At 35.1% G+C, this 10,065-nt stretch carries 7 protein-coding genes and 2 pseudogenes; 5 read left to right on the top strand and 4 right to left on the bottom strand.

Translation table 11 applies throughout. From position 1 onward, the window contains the following. Nucleotides 1–128: 128 nt before the first annotated feature. A pseudogene (locus HKP48_RS05325) lies at nucleotides 129–1,562 on the bottom strand (penicillin acylase family protein); the annotation flags it as partial. A 576-nt stretch (nucleotides 1,563–2,138) separates the two neighbouring features. Here HKP48_RS05325 and HKP48_RS05320 point away from each other — a divergent pair. After that, entirely contained in the window at nucleotides 2,139–4,259 is a 2,121-nt protein-coding gene (locus tag HKP48_RS05320) for an elongation factor G (RefSeq protein ID WP_296343584.1), read from the top strand. Between the two features lie 11 nt (nucleotides 4,260–4,270). Continuing rightward, nucleotides 4,271–4,651, top strand: coding sequence for a hypothetical protein (locus HKP48_RS05315; protein WP_296343582.1), 381 nt, complete (start codon nucleotides 4,271–4,273; stop codon nucleotides 4,649–4,651). A gap of 127 nt (nucleotides 4,652–4,778) precedes the next feature. Here HKP48_RS05315 and HKP48_RS05310 read toward each other — a convergent pair whose 3' ends face one another. Next, entirely contained in the window at nucleotides 4,779–5,048 is a 270-nt protein-coding gene (locus HKP48_RS05310) for a DoxX family protein (protein WP_363928597.1), read from the bottom strand. Nucleotides 5,049–5,236: 188 nt separating this feature from the next. On the opposite strand from HKP48_RS05310, the gene HKP48_RS05305 reads away from it, so the two are divergent. Then, the gene (locus tag HKP48_RS05305) at nucleotides 5,237–5,797 is read left to right on the top strand and encodes a pyridoxamine 5'-phosphate oxidase family protein (protein ID WP_296343580.1); all 561 of its coding nucleotides are present in this window, start codon (nucleotides 5,237–5,239) and stop codon (nucleotides 5,795–5,797) included. A 19-nt stretch (nucleotides 5,798–5,816) separates the two neighbouring features. Here the strand turns inward: HKP48_RS05305 and HKP48_RS05300 are convergent, their stop codons facing one another. Beyond that, nucleotides 5,817–6,563 carry an arylesterase gene (locus tag HKP48_RS05300; protein WP_296343578.1) on the bottom strand — a complete coding sequence of 249 codons (747 nt, stop codon included), beginning with the start codon at nucleotides 6,561–6,563 and terminating at the stop codon, nucleotides 5,817–5,819. Nucleotides 6,564–6,585: 22 nt separating this feature from the next. Between HKP48_RS05300 and HKP48_RS05295 the strand changes: the two genes are divergently transcribed. Together HKP48_RS05295 and HKP48_RS05290 are read left to right on the top strand one after the other, a co-directional pair. Continuing rightward, nucleotides 6,586–7,275 carry an ABC transporter ATP-binding protein gene (locus tag HKP48_RS05295; protein ID WP_296343576.1) on the top strand — a complete coding sequence of 230 codons (690 nt, stop codon included), beginning with the start codon at nucleotides 6,586–6,588 and terminating at the stop codon, nucleotides 7,273–7,275. A gap of 47 nt (nucleotides 7,276–7,322) precedes the next feature. Then, nucleotides 7,323–9,818 (top strand): FtsX-like permease family protein, encoded by a 2,496-nt coding sequence (locus tag HKP48_RS05290; RefSeq protein WP_296343586.1) that lies wholly within the window; start codon nucleotides 7,323–7,325, stop codon nucleotides 9,816–9,818. Between the two features lie 58 nt (nucleotides 9,819–9,876). Here the strand turns inward: HKP48_RS05290 and HKP48_RS05285 are convergent. Next, nucleotides 9,877–10,065: pseudogene (locus HKP48_RS05285) on the bottom strand (transposase); the annotation flags it as partial.

Raw genomic sequence — 10,065 nt, 5'->3', positions numbered from 1 at the left:
CTGAAAAATTGATAGCAAATTATGTTAAGGAACAAGGTGTTGAAAAGGATTATAAAAGTTTGAAAAAGAATAATCAATTGAAATTATTTTAATGCCTCGTGGGCTTGCCCCGAGGATTATTTACTATCAGATAATAAATCAATAGCATGTACACCTCTGTAATTTTCCCGATTTAGCGACATGTATTTAGGATAATCTTCAGCCTTTGGACTAAACTCTGCAGCAGCTGTAAATGGTGTAGAATTACAATTTTGTAGCCATCCATTTTCAGGGTTTAACAATGTGATATGTTCATCAACTTCATGCAGACCTTGCCAGTCCGTTTTAGGGTTACTGCCATCCACTGGTTTACGATAATTGAATGTTGTATCTCGTTTAGGAATAAAGTTTCCGTGAAAATACCCAATATTACCTTCTGCATCGGCATAAACAGTATTGTTAGATGAGTTGGTTTTAATGTCCATCATTTTTCTAAAACCTTTATAACCATCTTGTTTTGTTCGAATATAAGATTGTTTTAAGGCTTTTACGGGTTCCCACATCATAGCCGTGGCAATCCATTTTCCATCTTTACTTTGCGTAATTGGTCCATGGTGGGTTCTGTAAAATGGAAAAATTTTAGATTTAATTGAGTCACCATCTTTATATTTTAATTTCGTTTCAAATGTTTGGACTTCGCGTAATTCTTTGCCGTAACGGTACATGAGTTTATCTTCAATTTTTATTAAATCCTCTTCAAATTCATCAATAACGTCGGTGTAAGTAGATGTATGCATCCAGCCAGTTTTTTCATTAAAACCTTGGTATACAAAAAATTGACCCCAAGTAACAGCGCCGTAAGCATTAAGACCTTCTTCGCTAACAACATGCACTTCGCCACGGAAAAAGAATGACGTATGAGGATTAATTAATAGAATAGGATTACCAGACTTGGTTAATTTTCCATGGATAGCAATGCCATTAGAACCTGCAGGTTCGGCATCAGCCTTTTCTTGTAGTTCTTTTTCAACTTCAAATTGATTGATAGCGGTACCTTCGTAAAAGGCTTTTATTCGTCTTGCCGAAACACGTTCAATATCACCTCCAATAGAGCCTTCAGAAAAATACATGGGCATCCATGGTTCAAATTTTGTAATCAATCTAGGTTTAACTTTAGGGTGTGTGTATAAATAATAATTAATTCCGTCTGCAAAGGCATCACATAATTTTTTCAACCAATCAGGACTATTCTCATAATTAGTTTTGGCTTCCTCTTCGGTCATAAACATTTTAGCACGTAAATCGCTGTAGATAGCATCTTCTCCTTCTACTTCGGCTAAGCGTCCTGTCGCCCATATATAATTTTGTTCTACACGATTAAAATCGTCTTCGCATTGAGCATATAACAATCCAAAAACAGCATCAGCATCAGTTTTGCCATAGATGTGAGGCACACCAAAATTATCTCTAATAATTGTGATATTATCGGCAGTGTTTTGCCAACGCTCTAAATCTGGACTGGTATTATTATCCGATTTACAAGAAATAAAAGCTATAAAAACAATAAATAGAAAATTACGCATAAGATTTATTTTTTGTGAAAATAATACTTAATCATCAAAGCTAAAAGCAAGGATTGTAAAAGGTGTTTTTTGATTAGCTTGTATGATATTCTAACAACCACCAACTAAGCAATTATGAAACGCGCATGCTAAACATATTATCACCCAAAGGAATGATTAATAGCGAACAGCATGTGTCCTTAAAAAAAACAATACATATAAACGCATGAAACCTCCATTTACATCACATTTCTACTTCTTACAATCTTAATCTCTTATGCTTCTCTATCGCAGAGTAATAAAAAACTTTATCCCCAACATCATTAGGGTGGGATGGGGTATTTAATGGTACTTTTTTACCTAATTGAGACTATTGAAACCAAATGGTTCTATATGAAGGCAATAGCCTTAACGATCACTTTACATTAAAGCGATAATCTAATAAAGTAAAAACTAATGCATAATGCCTAGCCATTTTTTGATAGGCATTTTAAGACTATTTCCAAAAGCTAACAGACGTCATATTTTTTGTGACTTATCAATAGTACCTTTAAATCAAGAATTTTCAAGGAATCTCTAATCGATAAATCATACTATATGAAAGTATTTGACAATAAACACATCAAGAATGTGGCATTTGTCGGCGCACACCGCTCTGGCAAAACCACATTATCTGAAACCATGCTCTTCGAAGCAGGTTTAATTAACAGACGTGGTACAGTAGAGCAAGAAAACACCATTTCTGATTATCATGAATTTGAGCACCAACGTGGTGCTTCTGTTTTTTCTACACCTTTGCATACAGAGTGGCGTAACTATAAAATTAACATTATAGACACTCCGGGACTAGATGATTTTATTGGTGAAATAATGTCTTCAATTCGCGTAGCCGATACTATTGTTACTGTAATTAATGCTAAACATGGTGCCGATATAGGAACAGAGATAATCTGGAATTATGTAGATAGATTCCATAAGCCAACACTTTTTGTAATCAATAAGATTGATAGTGAAAAAGCTGACTTTGAAAAGAGTATGAATAGCCTTAAAGAGTTAGTTGGTAATAATGTTGTACTAGTGCAATATCCACTCATTATCGATGGAGCACAATGTATTATTGATGTTCTTAAAATGAAATGCTATAAGTTTGGACCAGAAGGCGGAAAACCAGAAAAAATAGCAATCCCAAAAGACCAATTGGAATATGCTAACAAACGACATACAGAACTTGTAGAGAAAGCAGCTGAAAATGATGAAGAACTCATGGAGCTCTATTTTGATAAAGGCACCTTAAACGAAAATGAACTTCGTAAAGGTATAAAGTTAGGCATGCTTAACCATGATATGTTTCCTGTATTTTGTATATCTGCCTTAAATGACATGGGTACAGGACGCTTAATGGGCTTCATAGATAATGTTGCACCTGCAGCAGCAGATTTAAAACCTGAGCAAACCATTGAAGGTGATTTAGTTATTCCAGAAGTTGACGCTGATGCGTGGTTATTTGTATTTAAAACCATTTATCAGCCTAATTTAGGACAGATAACATTTTTCAAAGTGATGTCCGGAGAAGTAAACACAAATGATAAGCTCTTTAATACTAGAACTGGTGAGTCTGAAACGTTGAACCAATTGTACATTATGGATGGAAAAGAAAAACACCCCGTCGCTAAACTTACCGTTGGAGATATTGGAGCAACTACAAAATTAAAATTTACTGAAACAAATGATACACTGGCTACGAAGGCAGAAGCTGGTACTATAAGACCTATTAAATTTCCTCAACCTCGATTAGTAAAAGCTGTATTTGCAAAAAATACAGCTGAAGAGGAAAAATTGAGTGATGCCCTAAAGCGTATACATAGCCAAGATTTAACTGTAGATTTAAGCTATAATAATGAAACCAAACAGACTTTAGTTGGTACTCAAGGCGAATTACATTTAGCAACTTTAACTTGGATTCTAGATAATATTTACGATGTATCACCACGATTTGAATCACCAAAAATTTCGTATCGTGAAACTATACAACGTAGTGCCACGGCAAACTATAGGCATAAAAAGCAAAGTGGTGGTTCTGGCCAATTTGGTCAAGTACATCTTAAAATAGAGCCATATTATAAAGGTATGCCAGATCCTGATGGATTTTCACTTCGTGGCAAGGAAGTAATCGATTTACCTTGGGAAGGTAAGCTCGTTTTCTATAACTGTATTGTTGGTGGTGTTATAGACCTGCGCTATTTACCTTCAATTATGAAAGGTATTTTAGAAGTTATGGAATCGGGTCCTTTAACAGAATCATTTATTCGAGATGTCCGTGTCATGGTTTATGATGGCAAAATGCATGCTGTAGACTCAAATGATATTTCATTTAAAATAGCTGGTGCACATGCATTTAAAGAAGCCTTTTTAAATGCAAATCCAAAATTATTAGAGCCAACCGAACAAATGGAATTACGAGTACCAGAACAGATGGTAGGTAACGTAATGACAGAATTGCAAAGTCGACGAGCCATTATAAAAGGCATTGAGAATGAAGCACATTATCAGGTACTAAAGTGTACAATTCCTAGCGCTGAACTATCTGATTTTTCGACACAATTGCGCTCACTTACACAAGGACGAGCAACTTACTTTTCTAAATTTGATAGCTATGCAGCTGTTCCAAATCATATTCAGAAAGAATTAATACCAAAAAGAGAATTATTAACCGTGTAACACAAAAAATCATGCAAACTAAATTAATGTATTTAAGCGATTTACAGTTCAATATTGATACTTGGAGAAGAGAATTACGTTTTCATTTTAATGAAATGGATACTTTTCAGGAAAAACTAGAAGAGATTGCGCAACGTGAACAAGATCCAATGGTTTTAGTTAAGCTGGAAATCTTCCAAAATAGAATAATGATTGAAAAAGATGCGATTTCAAAATTAAGACACCGCTGCAGAAATAAAATGGCAAACCTCAACAATCCTGAATTAAATGAAAATATTGACGGAAGGTTACAAAATGAGCAAAACACTTTAAAAGAAGATATGCCTACCTACATAAAACTACACTATGAACTTAAAGAAGAGATGATGGATTATTTTCTTGAAGTTTTATAGAGTTTTAATTACTAAATCAATCAGTTTAAAACCGTGAGTATATTTTACTCACGGTTTTTCTTTAACTGATACTTATAAATCGTTCCCTGCATTTGTATTTTTATCCTTGTGTTTACTTATTGCATTTCTATAAATAGTCGTAGAAATTATAAGCTATATAAAGTGACAAAAGCGTGTAGAACAGTGCTGGAAAAGACTTTCCAAAACCATCTCTAATTTTAAGACGCACAATAAATCCCGCAAGCATTACAAAGAATAGTCCTGAAGCAGCCAAAAACACTAGCCAATTGATGTTGGCTATTGCGCCCACAAAGAGACCTAGGCTACACAGGAGTTGGACGATTCCCGTAAATTCTCGTTGTTTAGCTAAACCGTACCTTATAAACTCTAGCCTCATATATTCTGTAGCTAGGCAACTAAAGCCAAAAAACAAAAAAGAGAACGCTTCAAAGTATATTAAATAGTCTAATAATTCCACTATGTAAAGATACATCATCTAAAAAGTATATATCACATCAAAACTCATAAACAAATACTAATTACATAGGCTTAACACACCTTAGTCAAGTTTATTTTTAAGTATTTTTGAAAGAAAAAAACACCTTGGAAGAACATTTTTTTGAAGAATTGAAACGAGAATTAATTAACGGACCTACTAAAAAAAGGCATCCGTTTCGCTATTTTTCATTAGCAACAATCCATAAACAAACAGCTAGACAGCGCACGGTTGTACTTCGTAAAACTTTACAAGACACAACACTTCTTATCTATACAGATGCAAGGTCACAGAAAATAAAAGACATTAAAACCAATAATAACGTAAGCGCGTTGTTTTACCATCCAAAGAAGTTAATACAGGTTAGGGTAGAAGGCGAAGCCCATATTATTACAGACCAACAAGAAATAAGAAATTATTGGAATAACATCTCTGAAAATTCTAGAAAAGACTACATCACCTCACGACATCCTGGAAATCAAATAGCTAATCCTGAAAATATTAGTTATAACGAAGAAAAACATCATTTCTGTGCTATTAAAATTATCCCTAAACAAATTGAATATCTAAAATTAAAACGTCCAAATCACATCAGAATAGTATTTGCAAAAACTGAAACAAATTGGGAAGGTCAGTTTTTAGTGCCTTGATGCGATTTTATTAAGGAAATTATGGTTTAACTAAGGGTTTTAAAACTTCCCATACCGTATTGGCTACAATTATATGACCTTCAACAGTAGGATGGATGCCATCAGCTTGATTGAGTTCTGCAATACCTCCAACATCCTTCAAAATAAAAGGAATAAATGCTACACTATTTTTAGCTGCTATTTCAGCAAAAATGGTTCTAAACTCAGTAGTATAATCTTTGCCCATATTAGGTGGTAATTCCATACCTGCAAGTATAATGGTCGTATCTGGACTTTTGGCTTTTACAACATCGATAATAGCTTGTAGGTTAGACCGTGTTTCAGATAAAGGCACGCCCCTCAAGCCATCGTTGGCACCCAATTCTAAAAGAAAAATATCAACGTCTTGGTTCATTACCCAATCGATACGGCCTTTTCCACCAGCCGTTGTTTCACCACTTAAACCTGAGTTAATAACGGTATAATCCAAGCCTAAAGCATCTATCTTTTCTTGTAAAACAGCAGGGTAAGCGTCATTACTATCGTCAAGACCATAACCTGCGGTAATGCTATCGCCAAAGCATAAAATAGTCTTGGTATTGGTCTTAGGTATTTTTGTTTGTTCAGTTTCGTTTTTAGATAGAGAGTTTTCAACAGATTCATCGTTTTTTTTATCGCTACAAGACACGAGTAAAACAGCCATAATAAAATAACAAAACTTTAAGAATTTATGTACAAAGCAAGTTAGTGAAATTGAGGGCAATTGATTATTTTGAACTTTATACATAAGTACCTTTAAATTAAAGTTAATGCCAAAGATATTAAAGATTAGTGGGTTAGAAAAGACCTATACCAGTGGTAACAAAGAATTAACGGTTTTACATGATATTTCGTTCGATGTTGAAAAAGGGCAGACCTTTTCTATAGTCGGACCTTCAGGAAGTGGAAAAACTACGCTGCTAGGTTTGTGTGCTGGCTTAGATAAGCCCAATGCGGGAAGTGTTGAGTTATGTGGGCATGATTTAAATACATTGAACGAAGACCAACGTGCTCAATTACGAAATAAAGAAGTCGGGTTTATTTTCCAAAATTTTCAGTTATTACCAACACTTACTGCTCTAGAAAATGTAAGTGTTCCACTAGAACTTCAAGGTGTTAAAGATGCTGCTCAAAAGAGTAAGGTATTATTAGAAAAAGTAGGGTTGGCAGACCGTATTCATCATTATCCATCACAACTATCTGGTGGCGAACAACAGCGTGTGGCTATAGCGAGAGCATTTTCAAATTCACCTTCTATCTTATTTGCAGATGAACCTACTGGAAATTTAGACGAAGAAACTGGCGAAAAAGTCATTAAACTCTTATTTGACCTCAATAAACAAACAGGCACCACGTTGGTCATCATTTCTCACGATTTGGATTTGGCCAATCGTACCCAACAAATACTTCGACTTAAGGGCGGAAAACTATTAACCAACCAACCTACTACAGCACTTTGAGTACATCCATAAAAAAACATAAGTTAAACATATCTTGGCTTTTTAAAATGGCATGGCGCGATGCTAAGGCCAGCCGAGTAAGATTACTACTATTTATGGCGTCGATTATTCTTGGTATTGCTGCTGTAGTATCCATACAGTTATTTAGCAACAATCTCAAGGATAATATTCAGCGTCAATCCAAAAGTTTAATGGGTGCAGATTTTATTATCGATACTAGACAAGAACCAACCGAACGTGCAAAGGTCATTATTGATTCTTTAGAACCTGATGCTTCCGAAGTTAATTTTGTGTCTATGATTGCCTTTCCAAAAAATGGCGGTACCAAATTAGTACGTGTTCGTGGTATAGAAGGTGCATTTCCATTTTATGGTAGTATGGATACACAACCTGTCTCAGCAGCAACAAGTTATCAAGAGTTAGGTGGCGCTTTAGTTGATGCCACTTTATTGCTTCAATATGATATTAAACCAGGTGATTCAATCAAAATAGGTGAGGTAACGCTTCCTATTGCAGGAGCACTGAAAGCCATACCAGGCAGTACAGCTATTTCGATGTCGGTGGCACCACCAGTAGTTATCCCAAAACGTTTTATCAAAGACACAAAACTTTTACAATTCGGGAGTCGTAAAGAATATCAATTCTTCTATAAAGTATCCGATACTCTAGATTTAGATGTTTTTGAAGATAAAATAGACCCTATTCTTGATATAGAAAACGCCGATTTAGATACACATACCAGTACGAGTAGACGTTTAGGGAGACGCTATGATAATGTGAGTAAGTTTTTAAATTTGGTGGCTTTTATCGCGCTATTGTTAGGCTGTATTGGTATCGCAAGTGCCGTACATATTTATATAAAAGAAAAGCTAAGAGCTATAGCCGTATTAAAATGTATGGGTGCGTCTAGGTTACAAAGCTTTCTAATATTTTTGATTCAGATTTCTGGGATAGGCATTATTGGTGGTTTAATTGGGTCGCTTATTGGTGTTGGACTTCAAGAATTATTTCCATACATCTTAAAAGATTTTTTATCCTTTGAGGTCAGCGTTAGTATTACATCACAACCTATTTTTATTGGTGTTGGACTTGGTTTAATGATGTCCGTGTTATTTGCGCTATTACCGTTACTTCGTACGTGGTATGTATCGCCATTAGCGGTACTACGCATAGATGAGCAATCTACACAAGAACCTAAAAAAGTAAGATTCTTAGTGTTTCTTTTAATCATTGTTTTCCTGTTTTTATTTTCATTTTGGTTATTAAACAACGTTGTCTATGCGTTTGGTTTTGTTGTAGCAGCATTACTAACCTTTTCCATTTTAGCTGGTATTGCCGTATTGGCTATTAATGGCGTCCGACGTTTTTTTCCAAAGCAATGGGGATTTACTGCACGTCAAAGTTTACACAATTTATTCCGTCCTAATAATCAAACCGTGGTTTTGGTCGTAGCTATAGGATTGGGTACATTTTTAATTAGTAACTTATATTTTATCAAAGCCATTTTATTGGCTAAAACCGAAGTAGGGCAGACAGCCCAAAATGCGAACATTATTATATTTGACGTACAAAGCACACAACGTGATGCGGTTGCAAAAAATATAAAGACGCAAGACTTACCGATTCTTGATGATATTCCATTAGTGACCATGCGTATGCATCGTATAAAAGACCAATTGGTTAACGATTTGCGCCAAGATACCACACGCCAAGTCCGAGGATGGATACTAAATCATGAATTTAGAACCACGTATCGTGAGTCACTTATAACATCCGAAGAACTGCTAGAAGGCGATTGGACAACAGAATTAGAAAAAGGTGAACCTATAGTCATTTCTATCTCAGATAATTTGGCTGCGGATGCTAAGGTTAAAATTGGTGATACCATTGTTTTTAATGTGCAAGGTATCTTTATGGAAACTACAATAGGTAGTATCCGTAAAGTAGATTGGGGACGTATGCAGCTTAATTTCTCTATTGTTTTTCCTAAAGGTGTGTTAGAAAACGCACCTCAGTTTAATGTATTTACAACCGCGGCACCAGATGAAACTAGTTCGGCAGCCTTACAGCGCAATTTGGTAGATACATTCCCAAACGTTTCTGTAATAGATTTAAGACAGGTTTATAATATCATAGAAGATATACTAGATAAGGTCTCATGGATTATTAATTTTATGGCCTTCTTTAGTATATTTACCGGGATTATTGTTTTAATTGGTTCTGTAAGAACTAGCAAATACCAACGCATTAAAGAAAGTGTATTACTCCGTACATTGGGTGCCAAAAACAAACAGATATTACAAATCTCTGCTTTTGAATATTTATTTTTAGGATTACTCGGCAGTCTCACAGGGCTATTATTAGCACTCATTAGTAGTCTTTGTTTAGCGCTCTTTGAGTTTAACACACCTTTTACACCATCATTAATACCTTTTGTAGTGTTCTTACCAGGGATAACATTATTGGTTTTAGGGATTGGTATTAGCAACATACAATCCGTATTGCGTAGCTCGCCTTTAGAGGTGTTGCGACGTGAAGGATGATAAACGTAATATTAGAACATCCTAAAAAAATAAATTGTATATACGTTAACTATGCGAATCAAGAGTTAAATATTAGTGTTATAAAGGCTGCGGCTAATCGTCCATAAACATGTAGACTCAGTCCTTTAGTAGATCTCACCTTACTCGCTTTCTGTATATCTGATTTTTCAATAAGCCAAGCAAAAAGAGCTTCAATAGGCTGTCTAACTTTAGATACTGCCCTAGAATACAAATCGTTTGCTGCCCT

Origin of the sequence: Winogradskyella sp. (genome assembly GCF_013042245.1) — a bacterium.
Classification (GTDB): Bacteria; Bacteroidota; Bacteroidia; order Flavobacteriales; family Flavobacteriaceae; genus Winogradskyella.
This window is presented reverse-complemented; position numbering and strand designations above follow the sequence as displayed.